Source organism: uncultured Cyclobacterium sp. (assembly GCF_963977555.1).
Classification (GTDB): domain Bacteria; phylum Bacteroidota; class Bacteroidia; order Cytophagales; family Cyclobacteriaceae; genus Cyclobacterium.
In genome coordinates, this window is sequence record NZ_CAXBPD010000001.1 from 1 (window position 1) to 20,008 (window position 20,008).

The following is a 20,008-nucleotide window of genomic DNA, read 5'->3' on the forward strand; positions in this document are numbered from 1 at the left end:
GAGCTGCAGAGTCGCAAAGAAATGTTTTCTCCTTCCTAACGGGGGTTAAAAAAAAACTAATTAAAGGGTTAAAGAGGCATCCCTATACCCTTTGCGTCTTAGCGCCTTTGCGAGAAACAATAAATTAAGTAGGACTTGAAAAATTTCACGCAGAGCTGCAGAGTCGCAAAGAAATGTTTTCTCCGTCCTAACGGGGGTTAAAAAAAAACTAATTAAAGGGTTAAAGGGGCATCCCTATTCCCTTTGCGTCTTAGCGCCTTTGCGAGAAACAATAAATTAAGTAGGACTAGAAGAGTTGCAAATTTTGCAAAGACTAAAAATTAAACCGATTGGGTGGCTAAGCGGAGTCGATGTCGGCGGAATCAACCCATTTCTGTACAAAAAAAATCCGGCAAACTAACATAATATGTTAATTTGCCGGACCTAATAAAGTTCATTCAGTTCTTGTTTCCAGGTTAAAACCACCTACTGAACAAATTGGTTCTAAGCCGCTTAGGCTTTTCTTGTTCAGCGGTCATTTCATAAGGCAATTGCCATACTTTACCTTTACTGTCACCAAAATACAGTTGACTTTTGCTAAAATCATTTGGATCACCATCTGCCCAGAAATATAGAAAAGGATCTGTGCCATTTGTAACCCTTCTTATATAGTTATGGTTACGTTTGCTCCCTTTGGTAAGTTTTTTGGTTTTGTCCCATGTTTTACCTGCATCTTTGCTTTTCCACATCTCTACTTCTCCACCAGCACCATATTGCTGTGGTGTATTGTTAGTGGGGCCTATAACCATCCACTCATCCCCATCAACCCACAGACTTCCCATGTCATAGTTCTGATCTGACTGAGTGATTATATTATCTTGCCATTGGCTACCATCCCAATGAACCACATGCCAGTTTCTAGGACCATATTTGGGTCCTGGTTGATGCCCTTGACCTTCTACATACAAAGCGATAGGATTACCCTGTTCATCAAAATTTACATCCTTAAGGTACACATTCCGTTTTTGACTAAAATACTCCTTAACCAACCCTGAAGTAGAAGGATCTGTTACAGGTAGGGCTACCTTATTGCCTTGGATATCAGTCCATGTTTGCCCAAAATCTTCTGTCTGGTAGTAGTATAGATTGGTCCTCAAGTCTACATTACCATTGGGATGCCAGTTGCTAAAAAAAACAATTTTATCCTCATATTGATTGCTGATCTGATAATGACCACTATTTTTATCTTCTGGTCTTTTTATACCCAATAGATGCTGATCAGGAGACCAATTGGTGCCATCAACACTTGTTTCAAAATACAACTGACGCACTCCGGTATATTTTGTGAAAAGGTTTAAAAACCCTTTCCCTGCAATGTATTTTGGTTGAGGGTAGGTCATCTCTTCTTCGGAAACCTGCTCAAATGATGTTATACTATAGGGTAAGGTACTTTTATACTTAAACCCCTTCCTTTTGCTACCTCTTCCACTAACAAATACCCATACATAGCCCTCTTCATCCATGGCAAGACTTGGGTTGTCATGAGGATCATCGACACCCAATTTATCATAAACAATCACAGGCTTCGAAACCATACCGGTATTGTGATCAAATGTACCTATCATGCAAAGAAGGTATTTTTCCTCCTCATTTCTTGTACCTCCATAAACGAAAAATGTACGGTTTACTTCAGGAGAATAGATGGCTAAGGGGATGTGCTTTGCCGTATAGGTGCCGAGGCCTCCAGAATACTTGTCTCCAAATTCAGATTTTTGGCCCAGGGTAAACCAAATACCTTTGTAACCATCAACATTAGGAAAATTTTCCTGTGCAAGTAATGTGTTTGCTGAGGCCCAAAAGAGTACTAATGAACTAATTAATAAACAGTTAAAGAAATGCTTCATAGGGTTTCATTTTTTTAGTCCTAAAAATATACATAATAAGGAACAAATGAAAACCAAAAGGTATGGACGGATGGGTAGTACTTTCAACAATTCTTTCCCCTATAATTAGTCTTCTGACATAAGTGAAATCAGTAAAAAAAACTAAATTCTAGAAAGTTTTGAATCTACAGGATCACCTTTTTTAAAAAAAAAGAAGGTCTCATTATAGACCTTCTTTTTTGTTTGAAATCCCAATTGCAATTCCATAAATCCTTTATCCTTATCAGGAGAATATTTACGAGTTAATCATAAATCAAATTCAGATTTTAAGTTAACAAAATCTTGTAAACTGAAGGGTTTCACCCAAAAGTCTACTACTCTTTCGTAAGACTTTGCTTTTAATCGATCAGAATCCTCGATGGAAGAGGTTATGATAATTACTTTAAGTTCAAACGGTATTTCAATATTTTCCAATTCATCTAAAACTTCCCAACCTGATAAACCAGGCATATTTATATCAAGGAACATAAGAAATTGATTCCCACTATCCTTTTTTTCGAAGAATTCTAAAACCTCCTCACCATTATTAAACGAAATTATTTGTTGAGAAATCCCTGCTTTCTCCATTAATTTCTTTTGTAATAAAATTACGATTGGGTCGTCGTCTACCAAAATTATTTCCACCTTCTACTTATTTACTTGAACAAATCAAAACTTAACCCAAAATCAATCCTTGCTACTTATCAGTATTCAGACTTAAATCAGAACAATTATTTAATGTACAGTTTTATATATTTAAAATACATTTTTCCAAATGTAAATCAAGAATAGTGAATTAAAAAAATATTGTACTCTTTTTTTCTTAAAATCATACCTATTCAGCTTTATGTAATAAAAAATATTTGTTGTATTATAAATTTAAATTTTGAAAAGTTATTTTTTTGAGAGGTTATCCTCCCTAAAACGCCAAAATGTCCCAACGGGATTAAAGTGCTATTCCGTTGTTTTTGAAAATAATGAAAAAAATTTTAAGAATTGCATTAAAGTACCAAAACATGAACGTTTTGGTACTTCTTTTTTAAAAACCTAATGGTTACCCACATTGGTTTTGATTCTATAGACAAACGAATTAGGTATCAGGCTCTTAGTGATCAAACATTTTTTCGTAATGGGGGATGGTTGCCAAAATCCCACCACTCTTCTCGTAAAAGGCTTTACCAGTTGGGTAAACTCCGTTCTTTGTTTTAACCCATTCTTCATTTGCCATAGGGTGATAGCTAACCATTTTATCCCAATTTTTGTAATATTGGTGCCCATTGGTTTCCTGTAAGCCAAGTGGCATGTCAGGAAAGGAATGTAATCTTGCTGCTACATTTTTATTCCAATCTACTAAAATTGGATTTACAGTTAAATCAGCACAAAAACAGGGAACATTTTTCTCATAAGCCGCTTGTGCAATTTTCATGGTCATGCTCATTGTTTTTGCAATTGCTTTAAGCGCAATGGCGGAATAACCCTGCTCGATTCTTTCAAGGGCATCCTCTACCGTATGCGCACTTTCATCTGCTGCTATTCTAACGCCTAAATCACCAACAAACACCTTATTTTTCTCGCCAAAAGGCTCTTCAATCACGGCAATTTGATCAAATGCGCCAATTTTTTTTGCGTGGTCTAAAAAGCGCTCCAAAGTTTCTTTTTTCTCATACCTTTCGTTCACATCAAAATAGTAAGGGATTTTCCCGTTTTTGGTATAAGGTGTCTCCCTATCGCCCAAAGTTTTATGAACTTCTGTAAGGAATTCAATGTCCTTGGCCAACATTTCCTTTTGGGTTCCTGCCGCACCCGTCTTCAGCTTCATGATAAAATGCCCCTCATCAGCTGCCGCTTTAATGTCTTTAATTGACGCTCCAACACTAAATGAAGGAATACTGGCTACCTTGTCATGTTTTTGTGACAATCCTGGTTGATAAGCTTCGGGAATCATTTCATCAAAATTCTTCATTCCGTTTTCTTCACCATACAATAACCAGATGGCATTGTCTACAGGAACGAGCGAATTAAGGGCAAAGGTGGTTTTCAAATCTGGATTGCCTGTGATTTTAACGCCATAAGCATATACTTCAGGTAAAACATCATCGAGAAGACTTATGGGGTCTACAAAACTATTCCCTTTAATGATTTGTAAGGCCCTTTCCGTCATTGCATACATCAGGGCATTGCCTCCTGTAGTAGAATGACTTTGAAACACTGCTTTGTCTGACCATAAAGTGCCTTGTGTACCGATCCCGATTTTATGTATCCCACTATCAGACCCCATTAAAGCAACTGCTTGCCAAGCCTGAGTAATGGCACTGCCCTTGAATCGATAAGGAAACAATGGTTCTCTCTCGAAATTTGAATCAGTACGGGTTATTTTGATTTTTTTCATTGCTTTTTTTACTATTTTAGAATTACCAAAACTTATGGATGGGCTAAAACCTAATCCACCAGCAGCTAGGGCTATACCTGACTTGTTCAGAAATTCTCTTCTGCTAAATCCGTTGCTATCGTTCTTATTCATGGTTATTAATTAATTGGGGATTTTATTTAAGGTATACCAGGCCTCAGAAGACCATAATGAACTTCCAGTATTGCTTTTTAGCTCAAAAGGCAAATTAAAATATACGACGTGATCCTCCTTTAATCCAGGAATGTCGAGTTCCATGGTCATGCCATCATCTGCCAAATTAATATTGGTCGGTTTCAAGGTTATCAAATCCAATTTTGGCCCACCGTACGCAGCTGTAGCTTGATAGCGGTACTGCTCAATGACAAGCTTGTCTAGGATTGCCGCTAATCCCTCCGTTTTGAGTGGTTCTGTAAAAGCAATCTCAAAACCATTCGGTTTGGCCTTGATGCTTAGCATCTCAAAGGTACTTTTGCCGTTAAATTTAATTTTCTCTAATCCAAACTGGTTTTCCTTCCAGCTCCAGCCTCCTACCATACCCACTTCACCCACATACAAAGCCCCATCAGGGCCCCATACGAGTCTGTTGACACCCGCTGTGAAGCCTTGTGAAAACCTAAATACGACTCCTTGGTATTGCCCATCGATTTTTTCTAAAAAGTCACGCTTAATGCCACCATTACTAACATCACCATGTAGCATCTGTCCTTTATAAGGGCCATCCTTCATTAGAATTGGTTCGGAAGGTGAATTTCCAATTTCATTGTCGGGCAACCATATTGCCGGAGGACTAGCCACAGGTGGGTTTAGCTCTTGGGCTGCACTCAAGCCCCAGGCCATTCCATTGTAATTGTCTTTTTGAACATGGATTATTTTGTTGGCAGGTAGCCATTGGCCCTGGTTGTCTGCTAGAAATAACTCATCATCCACACCTATGCCTATTCCATTTGGTGTCCTAAGGCCATAATCTAAACGCTCGATACTACCATCTTTGCTAATTTTAAGGGTTCTTCCTCTGTCAGGGAGTTGCCTGTCCGTTGACAATAAGCGCATGGCCATTGACAAAGTAATGTAAAAATGGTCGTCTTTATAAACCAAACCAAAGGCGAACTCATGGAAATCATCCGATGCTCCCCAACCATCACAAACTACTTTGTACTCATCCATTACTCCGTCTCCATCGAGGTCTGTCAATCGGGTGAGTTCATGTTTTTGAAGCACATAGATTGATCCGTCTACTACTTCCATTCCGAGTGGTTCAGCTAAACCTGAAGCGATGCGTTGTATTTTGATTTTTTTTGGATCATCCTGTTCAACTCCCTCCAAGGCATAAATACCACCTATAGAATCCCAGGTACTTACCAAAAGCCTACCGTCTGGCAAAAATGCCAAACCTCCTACCCTTGGTTGAAAAGTTTCATTGTGCAAAACAGTCAGGTCATAACTGGGATGGACGCCTTCTAAAGGTGCGCCGAAACCAGGTTTTGACGGAACAGTTTCTTCGGAAAGCTTAACTTTCTTTACTGTTGCAATAGGTTTTTTAGCGCTCTCATCCACCTCTTTAGGTCTAAAAGTAAAAACATAATCAAGTATGGTTTTAATTTCATTCTCCTTTAGATCAGGATGAGGATTCATGGGGGTCGTTCCCCAGACTCCTGCCCCACCACTGATAATTTTCTTTGTTAGATAGGCTATATTGCTTGGATTCTTCTCATACTTCGTGGCCACTTGCTTAAATGATGGACCCACCATGGCATTTTCTTCCTCATGACAGGTATAGCAATCACTGTTTTCCATCCACAGAATCCCCAAATGATCATATCCTGCACTTATCGCTGGTTTCTCTTGTTTAGGTAAAGGCGAGAAGAAGTCAATAATTTTAGTTTGGTCAGTCACGATTAAGAATTTTTGGGAGTTAGATGCTTGTTGCAATCTCACTTCTAAGTCTTCAGAGGGACTGTCTACAGTGAAATTTCTTTCAAACCCTGTTTCCCCGTTTTCATTGACTGTGAATTCCGGGTTTTCTTCAATAGAAATAACTTCTCCGTCAGGTAAAATCAGCTTATACCTGAGAGTAATGTGATTGTCTAAAATCAAATACCCTTCATATTTCAATTCAATAGGCAAGTTTTCGCCATTTCTCCAAACTGCCCATTGATTGTAAAGCTCTCCTTCTTCGTAGTAAGGGGCTCCCCAACTGGTTGGCTGAATGTTCTTTTTGTTGGTGAAAACCGTCCCTTCTTTGGTTATTCCACCATTCCAAACTTTATACAGTTGGCCCACACTCAGGTCATAGGCGGCAAAATGAACGCTGTCAAAGGCCAGGGATAACATGCGAGGTTTTTTATCCAGCACTGAGCGAAATGCCCAAGGATCCATATTCCTAATTGCTGGTTCACGTTTTGCCCCCTGGCAACCAATAAAGCTCGAAATGAGAGCGATATAGACCAAAGGCATTAAACCTTTGTAAAAGTTAAAATGATGAGTTTTGAAATTCATTGTTTTATTCTGACTAAAATGGACCTTTTTCAGTTGTTAATAGCGCATTCGAACCACCAGGCATTTCGCCCCTAAGTCTTTCTACCTTAAGCGCCTTACCATCTTCCTTGTCGTACCAATCCTGGGTTAAGTTAGTGGGAACTGAATCATCGGTCTCCATTGACCACTTATCTAAAGCAAACCTAAGCTGAAGCATTTCCTTGTTATCAGCAGTCATTGTGGCTCTATTCAATAGCTGGTATTCGTCATCGGCTATTAAATAAAACTCTTCAAATGGACGAGGTGACACGAAAACATCTGCTTGTGCCGGGTTCAGTTTACCCTCGTCCCTTACCTTTCTAAGGTCTGCGTAAGCATTGCTCGCATTGGAGTCTGCAGGCCCTGGGTTGGCAAATTGAGCACGGTTGTTTTTTATGTATAAATAATCTTTTGTTCTTACCATTCGTGCATGGGCTTCATGATCATGCCAATTGTGCTCAGCAAAAACATAATTCCTAAAGGGTAAATCTGGATTCTTTAAAACAGAAAGAAAACTCTTTCCCTGAAAATTACCTGGTGCATCTACTCCTGCTAGTTGTAGAAAGGTTGGGGCGAGGTCTATGCTGCTTACCATGGCATCAGCAACTAATCCACCCTTTAATGCCTTTGGCCATTTTACTAACAAAGGCGATTTGATCCCTGAGTCAATGAGTCTTGTTTTACTTCTAGGAAATGGCCGACCATTGTCTGATAAAATAAATATAACGGTGTTATCCAATTGACCTTGGCGCTCCAGTTCTTCTTCCACTTTACCAATGAAATAATCAAACCTGCTTATTTCATCGTAATAATTTGCCAGGTCCTCCCTAGTAGCGGCTTCATCAGCCAAATAAGGAGGCACCTTAACCTTATCCGGATCATGTGCTCCAGTGAAGTCATTTTCTCCCCAAGGTCTATGCGCATCCAAGGCAGCTAACCAAAGAAAGAAAGGTTTATCCATCGGCCTCTCTTTTAGTAGAGGTACCCAGTAATCTTCTCCTCCAATGCCGATTTCAGGTTTTTTATCATAAATCAAGTCAAAACCCTTGCGGGGGACTGGGCCCATATGCCATTTTCCAGACTGTCCGGTAAAGTAACCCGACTCCTTCAGCAACTCAGGAAAGGTGAGTATATTTTCCGGCATAGCTGTATGTAACTCGGCAGCTCCTGTATTATGGGGATACCTGCCCGAAATAATACTGCTCCTACTGGGGCTACAGGAGCTTGTCGTTAAATAGAAATTATCAAACTTGATTCCCTGTGAAGCGATTCTGTCTGTCACAGGTGTGGAAGCAATCGCATTTCCATAGCTACCCAAATCTTCATAACCTATGTCATCAGCGATGATCATTATGATATTGGGTCGATTGTCTTGAGCATAGGTCAAAGAATTAGTGGCAATAATTGCCAACATCAAAAACAGCAAACTACCTTTCTTTATCATTTCTCTATAAAATCTACTTCAAAGTCACTGGCATTGACCCAGCCTGTTTTAAACTTTTCTCCCTTCATAAATCGGTTGTGGAAATTTCTCAGAATGTCCTGAGAATATTCGTAATTATCGAAAATAGCTCCATTTCCATACATTCTAGGATCTTCTTGCGCCTTTAATTGTTTGAATAATTCATCTTTTAGGGCATCTTTGACATTTTGATATTCTGGATGCAAAGCAAGATTATTCAGTCCATAGGGGTCTTTTTTTCGATCATAGAGTTCCTCTGTAGGTCTTTTGCCAAAGGAGAGGTTCCAATATTTCAATTCACCAGAAACCCTTCTTTGATTAAGGATCACCGTTTTGGTAGGACTTCCATCCGTATTGAGGTAACCAGTTTGTGGATTTCCACCTGGCCATCTATCCGTTTCAAAATTATGGATATAGGTATATTCCTCATTGACAATTCCTCGTATAGGGTATCCCTGATCATCTGGTCTGCCTATGTCATGTCTTTCTTTACCAATCAACACTGCATTTCTGGAAGGGTCGGTTATACCTCCCTCTTCAGCTTCAAAAATCGGTCGAAGACTTTTCCCTGCAAAAGCAGCCATTCCGGAACTGTCAAAGTTCACCTTCCCCACCTCCAAAAAAGTTGGAGAAAAATCGACAAAACTTACAAAATCATCAATTGTCCTTCCTGGATTCTTAATTCCTTCTCCCCATCTTATGGCCAGTGGAAGGTGGTTCGAATATTCATATCCTTGCCCCTTTACTCTTGGGAAAGGCATGCCGTTGTCTGCTGTAACTACAATCAAGGTATTCTCTAGCATCCCTCGCTTCTCCAGAGAAGCCAACATCTTCACCAAATGTTGGTCAAAATATTCCGTTTCATAGGCATAATCCAAGAGGTCGTTTCTAACAGAATCGTTGTCTGGCCAAAATGGTGGCACCTTGTCAATCATGTCTATGGTTTTCCCACCAAGTGCTGCTCCAGACCCGTAAGTATAGGCTCGATGTGGTTCAAAAGAGCCGTACCAGAAATAGAAAGGCTCCTCTTCTGGCTTCTGATCCAAAAACACTTCAAAATTAGCTGCATAGTCAATCGGACTGATATAAGGAGTTGGGGCATCCATTTTCAAATCACTAAATCGTTTGCCAGTCAGCTCTCTTTTTCCTGCATCCCCTGGTGCCCATCCTTTGCCAGTAAATCCTGTGAAATAGCCATTATCCCCTAAAACCTCTACATGTGAAAGGAATTTCTCGGGGAAAAAGGGCACATGATTGGCCGCTTCTTCCAATTGCCAGGAGTTTCGTCCTGTTATGATTATAGACCTTGAAGGTGAACATTTTGCATTTGGAGTATAGGCTCTTGTGAATAAAAGTCCTTCATTTGCCACCCTATCAAATCCTGGCGTCTTGATCCAGTCTGTCCCATAAGCTCCCGTATGTGGAAAGGACAAATCATCTGCTATTACAAATAAAATATTGGGAACTGCTGGCACTTCTTCTTTTTCCTTACAGGAAACCAGGAAAGCAAAAATCATCACCAGCAATCCTCCCCAAACACTGAATCTCACAGACATAAAATTTAAATTAATTAGAAGAAACACAGCGAAAACCAGTGTGTTCCAAACCGGTATCTGCAGAGGATTTCATTTTACCACTTACTCTATAGCCCTCACAGTAGGATACATTGCACAAGAAAGAACCACCTTTTACTACCCTTTTGGGAACAGTAGGCTCTTGAGGATCATAACTGTCTTTTGGACCTTGAGGGTTAACTGAAACTTCATCCGTTATCTTACTATAGTAATCTTCACGGTACCAGTCATTGGTCCACTCCCAAACATTTCCTGCCATGTCATACAATCCGTAGGGATTAGGGTCAAAAGATTTGGCTGGAGCCAGTCCTGTAAATCCATCTACACCTTTGTCTGTTACTGGAAAATCTCCTTGCCAGATATTCGCCATAAATCCACTTTTTTCTACAGGGTCATCCCCCCAAGGAAAAGATTTATCTTCAAGTCCTCCTCTGGCAGCATATTCCCATTCAGCTTCTGTAGGTAATCTTTTTCCTGCCCATTTTGCATAGGCCTTGGCATCGTCCCAAGCTACTTGGACCACTGGGTAATTTTCCTTTCCTTCTATACTACTTCCAGGTCCTTGAGGCATTCTCCAGCTTGCTCCAGGCGTCCATTCCCACCACTGTGCAGCATTGTTTAAAGAAATGGGTTGATTAGGCGAATGAAAGGTAAGTGATGCCGCTACTAAGACGTCGTCTGGTGGCCTGGGTGTTCCTGGAGGCAATTGTTTTTTTATTTCTTCCCAATCTGGTTTCTTCTCAGCTATGGTTACATATCCGGTGGCTTCTACAAATGCTGCAAACTGTGCATTGGTAACTTCTGTCTCGTCTATCCAAAAACCATCTACCTTGGCTTTGTGAGCGGGTAACTCATCTGCTCTACCGCGATCGTCGGTGGAGCCTCGGGTAAATTCTCCGCCTTCTATCCAAACCATTCCATCATGTGAAAATGGTGCATCTCGCTGTTCGATAGCTCCTGAGGCAGTACTAGCAGATGGATTAAACCTGTCTGGAATACTTCCATGGCAATTTTCTATTTCACCATCTACTACTTCCACTTCTTCTTTGTTATTGGAAGGTGAACAAGAAAATAGCGTTATGGCCAAAGTGGCAGTTGGAATCAAAAATTTTAATCTATTGGTCATTTCTAGGTAATTAAATTAAATCAACTTACAATTTAAAGAAGTTAAGGGCAAACACCTATAGTTCCACCTATTTTTTGATGAACGTACTAATTATCCATTTCGGATACGTTTACTATGTTCCATCCAGGTAGGCTAACCTGCGCTTGACTTCGTCGTTTACTACTTTTAATTCCAAAGACGTTGAAGAAAACCTTTTTCCATATGGGCTATGGTCTTTGAAGTAAACCAATGCATTCAAACCTATCAAACTGGCTACAGGGTCGGTTGATTCATTGAGCCATCGGGTAAGCGCTGGCATCGGATTTCTAAGTCCAATCCTCCCAGAAAGTTCAATGGCCTTTAGTTGAACGATCGCTGATGTTTCATTTTTAAAGTCTGGAAGCCGTGAATAATCAACCCCCATTTTTTTACCAAAGGTACAAGCGACAGTATAAGCCCAATACCTCTCCAGCTCGTCTCCAGTGTTGATGAGAGCAATAACGTCATCATTGACTTCATCCCAGTCCCTGGTAGCTAGATCAGAAATAGCAATTAACTCCTTTATTTTTTCGTGATGCTTGACTCCATATTCAACAGGATTTTCCATGGCACTATTGACTAAAATATTTTCAGGAAGAAATCCCAAGTCATTTTTGTCAAGCATCCATTTATCTAGTTGCCTACGCAGGTCTTTTAACAGCATTTTCTGATTTGCTGCCAAGTTTCTTGTTTCGAAGGGATCCTCCTCTAAATTATAAAGCCTTTCTACAGGTTTGCCTTTAAAGAATGCTGCTTCTTTCGGATTCAATTGCCCTTCATTGAAAAGGGTTCTCCAGGAGGCAAAAGCCATCATTTTATAACGGTAATTGTTTTGCAAGCCATCTGGATAATAAGGTTGGTAGCTACGGATGTACTTCCATTTTCCTTTTCTTACCGACCTCACCATTTCATACTTTTCATCAAATCTATCCGCATGTCCATAAGCTTCATCTCTTTTTTCTAGGCTTGCCTTCTTTAACCCAGCTCCCAAAAACGGATTTCCATCCATTTGTTCGGGGACTTCCAATCCCACAAGGTGTAAAACGGTAGGAGCGAAATCAATAAAACTCACAAATGCCTGTGGTTTTTCTTGTAGCTCATAAGGCACTAACTCTTTGAAGTTTTCAGGAATTCGTACAACAAGTGGTACGTTGAGGCCTGTCTCGTTCAAATAACCTTTACTACCAGGCAGCACACCACCATGGTCTCCGAAATAGAAGACAAATGTATTCTCAAGTTCCCCGGCATCAGCTAATTCTTCAATTTTCTTTCCAACCCACTCATCAATCTCTCTTATTTTATCCCTGTGATAAGCTACAGTGTACCTAAACAAGGGAGTATCTGGAAATTGTGGAAATAAAAAGACTTGTGCGGGATCATCTTGAACTTTGTGATCCATCATCACATCGTTTGTGAAGTGCAGCCTGCTTTCATGGGTTTCGTGAAAGGTTTCTTGGTGGAAAAACGGTTGATTTTCATTTGGCCTCATTTGCCAGGTGGCTTTTAATGAAGAATTGTCCCAGACATTGTCCTTCTCCACCGCGTTGTAATCCTTTTTCGCATTGTTTGTAGTATAATATCCCGCCTTTCTAAGGTAGGCAGGAAACATCTCCAAGCCCTCAGGCATGGGGGCTATTTTGATTTTTCGGTGAAGGTGCATTCCTGTTCTGGTGGCAAGTGTACCTGTGATAAGCGTACTTCTGGCCACAGAACATACTGGTGCATTTGAAAATGCATTGGGATAAAGCAGGCCAGACAATAGCATTTTCTCAATATTTGGAGTTTCCACACCATTACCATCAAAAAGCTTCATAAAGTGCTTTGAATTGTCCTCAGAAATTAGAAATACAATGTTTGGTGAGGGAGGAGCCGGTTTATCTATTTCATTGGCCTTTACTTTTTCCATGCCCATAAATGCCATGGCCAATAACAAACCTATCGACAACTGTAAACTGTTTTTTGACAAAAGTTTTTGTGAAACCATTTTTCTATTATTAGGAGATCTTTATGCTGTGTTTAAAAGGTGTGAAACCCGTAAGATATACCGTAGGGGATTCCATTTTAGGCAATGCTCCTCTAATGGCGATCCATTTGTGCTCATATAATCCAGGTCCAAAATTAATGGTAGCACCATTGCCTGTATATTTGCCCATACCCTCTTTTAAAAACACCGCATCCTCCACCCCTTCATGAGGAACCGTTCCTGAAAATGTACCTCCTTGTCTGAAGATCATTTCCAGGGCTACAGGAACATTGTCTGTCCCAGTAATTTCAATGTCTATTAAAAACCCATCCCCTTCTTCTTGTATAGTGACGGTATTAGTCAATTCCTGAATTTCAGATTGTTTGCGCTGACTTCTTGGCATGTTTGACCAAACCCCATCCCCAGGAATGTTCTTTTTTGGAAAAGGTTGATAGTAAGGACCTGTCAATTTACTAGTTAGAATATACTTACCATTCTCCACCTTATAAGCATCCGCTGAAAACTGCCCCTTCCCAAAGAAGGCACTTGCAAACCTCATGCCCTGAAGCATAAGCTCCTTTTTATGAAAAGTAAAGAAAACGGAACTACCAGAAAGTATGGAGGCATCGTAAGGCCCCCTTCTAACCCTCATTAAATTGGAGTTACTAAATTCTTTGGCATAATCAATAGGCAAGGGTTTTGCTACTGGTAATTCCTTCCAAAGGGTAGGGTCTTCCAGGAAATAGTATAGAAAACCTGTGGCTTTTTCAAAGGAAGTTTCCTCAATCAACCTACAGGCTGCTGCAAACTGCCCGTCTCCGGTTTTCAAAGCCATATACCGATAAGGGTAATAATAATTCTGCAAATAGCCTATGATAGAATTATCCTGTCTTCCTGAAGCTTCTGTTACAATCTCACCATTAGGATGAATGTAAAATAGGTTCATTTTCAGGTTTTTAAACACATAATCCAAAAGCTCCGGTTTATCAAATCCCCTGGCAATGCTTATCAATACCCTATCGCTTAAAGAAGAATAAATATAGCTGCTTTTCTCCTGAAATTGTCCATCTTCGTCCAAATCTATCTGCTCCTCAAGCCATTCTTCAGCCCTTAAACGGTAGGCAGGATCTGGATTAATTTTATACAATTCCGTCAGGCCCGAACTCACCACCCAACGGTGATTGGGCGTATGGATGCCACCTACTTTCAAAGCCTCTCCTGCGTTTATCAGAAATTGCTTAAGTGGTGTCAGGACACTTTCCTTTTCTTCAACTTCAGACTCGTCCAATAGTCGCCATACTGGTGCTAGCCATTTTACTATAAACCCAGTATCAGGTGTAGAGTGAAAATTAGTAGACACCAAGTCAATTGTTCCATCCTCATGCTGTAATGTCAAAAAATAATCACAGGATAAGGCCAATTTTTTTAGCAATTTTTGGTTATTGTAAAAGGCTGATTCAGGGCTAACCAAAGCGCAAATCCCGGCTTTTAGGAAAGAGGTGATAGCATGAGCAGTAGCCATCTCATAGCCATCTACCACTGCGCCATAGTAAGGAGAACTTTGGTCGTCAATGTATCTTTCCAGGGTACTTCGGACTCCCAGATCATTATTGGAGATCATTTGTAGTAACCAATCAGGCTTGTTTATTTTTTGTTTTTGAGAAGAAGAATTAAAGGGATTTATAGACAAAGAGGTAAATGGAGCCAAAAGTGTAAATGTTCCATTTTTCCTGATGAAAGCTCTGCGCTTCATAAATTATCGTGGATTTTGGTTGATTTTGGGAAACAATAAAGGCTAAATATACATTATTTTTAGAATAGGAAAAGCCTAAAAACTTTCTTTTTAAAGTACTGCCTATTACTAAAAAAAAGCATAAACCAGTCTATTAAATTTTGCTTTCAAACAAAAAATTATCCTTCGCTACTATTCTACTAAAGCCAATCGTATTAATCCACCGCCAATACCCTACCTACTTATCTATCCAGAGTTATAAAAATAAGGTGTCCTAAATTTATCCCGTATTAAAGAATTAATAACCCACAAGCCCTGAGCTCATCTCTCATTGTAGCAGTAAAGAACTGATCAAAATGCTCACATTTATCTTCAAAACTATTTACAAACTGCCCGTAGGTAATCGGCCTTCTCGATTTTTCCATATCGGAGAGAATTCCAAGCAGCCAATCGGCCACATTTTGCATTAGTGTAAAGTCTATGATAGCTGATGTGGTATGAAAAGTAAGCAAAACCCTGGTATAGGTTTTCTTTTTCTTTTCTATAAGCTTTTCTGAAACAACTGGCATGTGTCCTAGCCACACCATTTTCGAGCCATTTTTTAGCCCATTGTTGTCTTCCTTTTCAAGGCAGGTTACAATGTATTCGGGACCAATCGTGGGTCTAGGAATTTTGAATTCAAACCAATCTTGTAAAGGAAAATCGAAACCAATACCATGCATAAAATTGAACAAAGACTTCTTCAATCCATAACTAAATTTTGAATGGTCGATCCCAGTTTTATCTTTAAATGCAATGTCATTATTGGCAAAAGTGATTGGGTTTTGATTTGGTATTATGTGGTACTTCTCTGGTTCCAATCCGATTGGACTATGGGCCGTCAAGGCAAATTGATGCCAAAACCCAGACCTCAACACACCTTCTTCAAAAAGTTGCCTTACCATTTCCAGACTGTCAATGGTCTCCTGAATGGTCTGCGTAGGATATCCATACATTAAATAGGCATGCACCATTATTCCCGCTTCAGTAAAATTTCTGGTCACCTGAGCCACCTGCTCCACTGTAACCCCTTTGTCAATCAATTTCAACAGACGGTCTGAAGCCACTTCCAAACCTCCAGATATGGCTATGCATCCTGATGCGCTTAGCAAAAGGCATAAATCAAGTGAAAAGCTTTTTTCAAACCGAATATTTGTCCACCAGGTAAGGGTAAGTTTTCGTTTTATAATCTCCAATGCCACTGCTCGCATAAGTGCGGGAGGTGCTGCTTCATCTACAAAATGAAAGCCGCTCTCCCCGGTTTCTTTCACCAATTGTTCCATGCGATCAACAAGAATATTTGCGGTCAGTGGTTCGTACAATTTGATATAATCCAGTGATATATCGCAAAAAGTACATTTTCCCCAATAGCAGCCATGTGCCATTGTCAACTTATTCCACCTTCCGTCACTCCACAAGCTATGCATGGGGTTGGCAATTTCTATTACAGAAATATATTTGTCTAAAGGAAGGTCACTATAATCGGGAGTTCCCAAATCGCTTTGCTTGTAATCACTTTCCGTTGATTTGTTGTTGTAGATGACTTCCTCACCATCAAAATAAAAGGTTCGCTTTAACTTTAAATCAGCCTTTAAAGGAAATGTGTCATTTTCGATTAGCTCCAAAAGTATTTCTATTGGTCTTTCACCATCATCCAAGCATATGAAATCTACGAAATCAAATACCCTGGGATCAGAAATAGTTCTCAATTCAGTATTTGGGAAACCTCCACCCATTAAAATTTTCACCGATGGGTAAAGTTTTTTTATAAGTTGTCCACAGCGAAAAGCACTGTATAAGTTACCAGGAAAAGGAACAGAGAGTCCCACCAGTTTGGGTTGAATCTCTTTGATTTTTTTTTCCAATACATCTAAGCTTATCTGATCTATATAAGTAAGGTTAGCATTTAATTTTTCGTATAGCGCATCAAAATTATTGGCACTTTGGCCCAAAGATTCTGCGTAGCGACTAAAGCCAAATTTTTCATCAACACACTCCACAATAAAGTCGGACAAATCTTCTAAATATAAGGTAGCGAGGTGCTTTGCTCTATCTTGCATTCCCATATTTCCAAAGGCATAATCAAGGTCATCCAATTGCTCAAATCTGGCAGCTTTAGGTAGAAAATTATCCGTACAAATTTTCCTTGCTAAAGTAGCATTGTTTCCTTGAAGGAAAAGAATCACTGCATCTATGGACTGAATATAGGTTTCTTTAAGGGTAAAGATCCTGTGGGCATTTTCAGAGTTTATTGTGCTGTTCTGTTTGGCCAGGCTAAAGATATCGTTCAATCCTTTTTTGCAAAACACAGCCTGAATAACATCTATCCCCAAATCCATCTGAAAACTACTTATCCCTTTGGTATTCAAGAATCCTTTTAGGTAAGCAGTACCAGGATAAGGGGTATTTAACTGAGTAAATGGAGGGGTAATTAAAAGTAAATCTTTCAATGGGTGTATTATTTAGCCAATACAAAAGTAATGGAAAACCATCTACTCATCTAAATTTATAGAAATAAAGGTAGCGATTCCAAAGCGTAAGCCCCCTGAATTGTATTTGCGATTCTCAAACCCAGCTCCCACTTCAAGTCTGAATATTCTGAATAAATTATCCAATGAATAGCCCAATTCCCAATAATGAGGAGAACTGTTGGTCGTCAGGTAATTAAAAAAAATATTTTCCCTAACTCCTGAAAACCTTAAGCCAGGCAATTGGGTAAGGAGAAATTTTCTAAATTGATAATGTATCAATCCCCCAAAATAGGAGTCCGATGTGCTGAAAGTATAATAGTCCAAAAACCTGTAATTGCTTGCAGCTCCCATATTGCTAAAGATTGTTCGATTTCCTCCGAAATGCTTGTAATCCATAAAATAAACCTTGTCTTTATTTAAAAAAGTACCTGCATTCAAATTAAAAGCAAGTTTTCCGCTCACACCGAATTGAATAGCATGTTGTAAGCCCAATTCGACTTGCTGAAAATCAGCAACATCTTCCCCATTATAAATGATCGGCAAAGCTTGCCTGTAGTTCATAAAAATCAATGGAGATGAATTCATTATTGGAATTTTACGGTCATTTCTTACCTGGTACTTCAGGCCTGGCCTCCAATCGACGTTCAAATCAAATAACACTCCTTTGCTAGCCAGAAAACTGGCACCTTCCCCCTCACTCACAAAGGGCTGATTGATGCTGTATTCTTTCTTGCCAGTATAGAAAAAACTGTAATCACTGTGGTTAGTCAATGGACTTCTCTCCTCAATACTCAAACTTGTCCTGTAAGTAAATTTGTCCCCCATTCTATGGGCCCAGTATAGTTTTGCAAAAGTCTTTTCATACAACTTCATGTAATTTTCTCTTAAAAAAAGAGAATAAAAAGCATTTACTTGTTCGCTAATCGGTTCATTGGCGTTGTACTGGTAAATGTATTTACCGCCATCTACTCCCCAACTGTACCCTTCCCTGCCTTTGGTTATGGACCTTCTGAAATCCAAAGTCATGTAGGCTTTTTCACTGGCAAAACCATACCTAAAGGCTGGCCTTAAATTCCAGGATTTCACATGGTTGGTGACACTATCTGCTAACTTGCTCACTTCTTCTTTGCGGTAAAAACCTGAAAAACCTACCTTAAAGCCCTCCACGGTGTTAAAAGACATCTTTGTCCAATTGGTGTAAAAGCCAGCGGACCTTCCTTTGCCAAAATTGTACCTCCCTCCTGTCAAAAAATCGAAAGCTTTAAACTTTCTTTTAGCTTTTTGAGCAATGCTATCTACTTCACTGTTTTTTGCTACCTCCACCAAGGCCAAACTATCATCTCTAACATATCCCAGTGCTTCTTTATTGGTCAAAGGTACTGGCCGAATACTATCCCAATAGGCACTATTTCTTGAGGTCGCCAAAGAATCTATAATGTGTGACCTGATAGATAAGATGTCCTTATCTTCCCTTTCTTTGTTTGCCTCTTTTTCATAAGTAGCAATTAACTTTCGATACTGCTTTCTACTCAATTGATCGGCCTCTTCCAATTTCTCGATTGGTGATTCCCTAGTAGATATTTTACTAATATCTTCAGGGATGTCAGTGATTTTCTCATCCAGGATTTCAGTTTCGAAGATCAGGGATGGATTGAGTTGTAACTCATAGTCATTGGTAGATGCCAGGTATTGAAATTCACCAGCAAAACCAAAGAATTTCCCACCAAAATTATAGGTATGGGTGATCGGCATCCAAACCCTTTCCTTTACTGGCGCATATTGCTGCCTGACACGTATATCGAAGCCCATCAAGGAGGTTTTAAGATCCAGACTGTGGATGGCCCACAAATCCTCTATGATATAAATATACCCATCAAAAACCCTTTCTCCTTTTGACCGGGGAATAACCCTGATTTTATTGATTAGCACCTCATTTTCGATAAAAGTACCTTCTAAGCGAAACTTGTAATAGGCAAAGGCCGATCTTGCTAATGGAGAGATAATTTCATTTACCTTTTCATCATAAAAACTTGCTCCTATATAGGGAGCGGGTGAGGTTTGGTTATTTTCCCCACTTGAGCGAATGCTTATAACCGTCTCTTTAATTTCATTGGGCTGTTTGAATTCAATTTTAGATACTGACTCTGAAGTATAGGCTTCATTCAGACCGATGCCTTCTTCGGCCAACTTTTTCTTTAGAAAAAAAGGCGCATCAGTGAGTTCGCCTGTACCCTTGATGTACACCATCATGCTATAAGCATCTACCTGAAGCTTATGGTATTTGGCCTTGGCAATGGCTTTCCGGATAACCGTCAAAGCCGGGTCCTCTGCCCCTTCTCTAACCTCCACTACATTGAGCCCATAAGTTTGCATCTCTAGTCGTACATTGACTTCTATCCAGTCATCCTTAACCTCAAAGGTTTGTAATTGAGCAGTATAGCCTAAATATTGAAATAGGATATCGTAATGGCCATTAGGTAGCTTCCATTCAAAATAACCATCCTGATTGGTGGGAATGCCATCATTTAAGTTCCTCGCAAATACCGTAGCGAAAGCCAAAGGTTGCCCCTCCTCACTAGAGACAATTCCTTTGATCCCTTGGGCGTTTGAAGGCGCTCTTATAATGGCTAAAACCAGTATCAATAACGTTATCCTAAAAATACAAATTGAAGCTTTTTTCATTCCATTAAAGTTAACAGAGGAAACCCTACTTAAACGAAAAAATTACCTATCTGCAACAAGCCTAAACACACTTGAACATTAGGTCAACGATAAACTTAGCATTTATTGATCAAATA

Annotated in this window: 11 protein-coding genes; all 11 read right to left on the reverse strand. The window is 39.7% G+C overall.

Annotated features, from left to right (window positions below; translation table 11 throughout):
- Positions 1-455: 455 nt before the first annotated feature.
- Positions 456-1,883, reverse strand: a complete 1,428-nt coding sequence (locus AAC073_RS00005) for a BNR-4 repeat-containing protein (protein ID WP_339921763.1) — start codon at positions 1,881-1,883, stop codon at positions 456-458.
- 285 nt (positions 1,884-2,168) lie between these two features.
- Complete coding sequence (locus AAC073_RS00010; protein WP_339921764.1) at positions 2,169-2,546, reverse strand: response regulator; 378 nt, start codon at positions 2,544-2,546, stop codon at positions 2,169-2,171.
- 460 nt (positions 2,547-3,006) lie between these two features.
- On the reverse strand, positions 3,007-4,422 hold the full coding sequence (locus AAC073_RS00015; RefSeq protein WP_339921765.1) for an enolase C-terminal domain-like protein: 1,416 nt from the start codon (positions 4,420-4,422) through the stop codon (positions 3,007-3,009).
- A gap of 9 nt (positions 4,423-4,431) precedes the next feature.
- A complete protein-coding gene (locus AAC073_RS00020) occupies positions 4,432-6,807 on the reverse strand; it encodes a c-type cytochrome (protein ID WP_339921766.1) in 2,376 nt (791 codons plus the stop codon).
- 13 nt (positions 6,808-6,820) lie between these two features.
- Positions 6,821-8,269, reverse strand: a complete 1,449-nt coding sequence (locus AAC073_RS00025) for a sulfatase (protein WP_339921767.1) — start codon at positions 8,267-8,269, stop codon at positions 6,821-6,823.
- Positions 8,266-9,843 (reverse strand): sulfatase, encoded by a 1,578-nt coding sequence (locus AAC073_RS00030; protein ID WP_339921768.1) that lies wholly within the window; start codon positions 9,841-9,843, stop codon positions 8,266-8,268. Before AAC073_RS00030 ends, AAC073_RS00025 begins: the two co-directional genes overlap by 4 nt.
- Positions 9,844-9,853: 10 nt before the next feature.
- Positions 9,854-10,987, reverse strand: a complete 1,134-nt coding sequence (locus tag AAC073_RS00035) for a formylglycine-generating enzyme family protein (RefSeq protein ID WP_339921769.1) — start codon at positions 10,985-10,987, stop codon at positions 9,854-9,856.
- Positions 10,988-11,099: 112 nt separating this feature from the next.
- Positions 11,100-12,989, reverse strand: a complete 1,890-nt coding sequence (locus AAC073_RS00040) for a sulfatase (RefSeq protein WP_339921770.1) — start codon at positions 12,987-12,989, stop codon at positions 11,100-11,102.
- A 10-nt stretch (positions 12,990-12,999) separates the two neighbouring features.
- The gene (locus AAC073_RS00045) at positions 13,000-14,721 is read right to left on the reverse strand and encodes a hypothetical protein (RefSeq protein ID WP_339921771.1); all 1,722 of its coding nucleotides are present in this window, start codon (positions 14,719-14,721) and stop codon (positions 13,000-13,002) included.
- Positions 14,722-14,990: 269 nt separating this feature from the next.
- Positions 14,991-17,189 (reverse strand): radical SAM protein, encoded by a 2,199-nt coding sequence (locus AAC073_RS00050; protein WP_339921773.1) that lies wholly within the window; start codon positions 17,187-17,189, stop codon positions 14,991-14,993.
- A 42-nt stretch (positions 17,190-17,231) separates the two neighbouring features.
- Positions 17,232-19,892 carry a DUF5686 and carboxypeptidase regulatory-like domain-containing protein gene (locus AAC073_RS00055; protein ID WP_339921774.1) on the reverse strand — a complete coding sequence of 887 codons (2,661 nt, stop codon included), beginning with the start codon at positions 19,890-19,892 and terminating at the stop codon, positions 17,232-17,234.
- Positions 19,893-20,008 lie beyond the last annotated feature (116 nt).